The 825-nt window shown below is 64.1% G+C and carries 1 protein-coding gene; it reads right to left on the bottom strand.

What is annotated here, in order from left to right; all coding sequences use genetic code 11:
* Positions 1-825, bottom strand: an 825-nt coding sequence (locus tag ABEA82_RS38590) for a cbb3-type cytochrome c oxidase subunit I (RefSeq protein WP_345666430.1), incomplete at both ends; no start/stop codon positions are given.

Below are 825 nucleotides of genomic sequence, written 5' to 3' on the forward strand. Positions count from 1 at the left end.
CCAGTTGAAGAACTTCACACCGGTCGGGACCGCGATCAGGAAGGTCATGAAGGAGAAGAACGGCAGCAGCACACCGCCGGTGACGTACATGTGGTGCGCCCACACCGTCACGGACAGACCCGCGATCGCGATGGTCGCGCCGATCAGACCCGTGTAACCGAACATCGGCTTACGGGAGAAGACCGGGATGACCTCGGAGATGATGCCGAAGAACGGCAGCGCGATGATGTACACCTCTGGATGGCCGAAGAACCAGAAGAGGTGTTGCCACAGCAACGCGCCGCCGTTGGCGGAGTCGAAGACGTGGGCGCCGAACTTGCGGTCCGCCTCCAGGGCGAACAGCGCCGCGGCCAGGACCGGGAAGGCGAGCAGGACCAGGACACCGGTCAGCAGCACGTTCCACACGAAGATCGGCATACGGAACATCGTCATGCCGGGGGCGCGCATGCAGATGATCGTGGTGATGAAGTTGACCGAGCCGAGGATGGTGCCGAAGCCGGAGAAGGCCAGACCCATGATCCACATGTCGGCGCCGATGCCCGGGGAGCGGACGGCGTCCGAGAGCGGGCTGTAGGCGAACCAGCCGAAGTCGGCCGCGCCCTGCGGGGTGAGGAAGCCACCCACCGCGATGAGCGAGCCGAACAGGTACAGCCAGTAGGCGAACATGTTCAGCCGGGGGAACGCCACGTCCGGCGCGCCGATCTGCAGCGGCATGATCCAGTTCGCGAAACCGGCGAACAGCGGCGTCGCGAACATCAGCAGCATGATCGTGCCGTGCATCGTGAACGCCTGGTTGAACTGCTCGTTCGACATGATCTGCAGACC

This window comes from Streptomyces venetus (assembly GCF_039540295.1).
Lineage (GTDB): Bacteria > Actinomycetota > Actinomycetes > Streptomycetales > Streptomycetaceae > Streptomyces > Streptomyces venetus.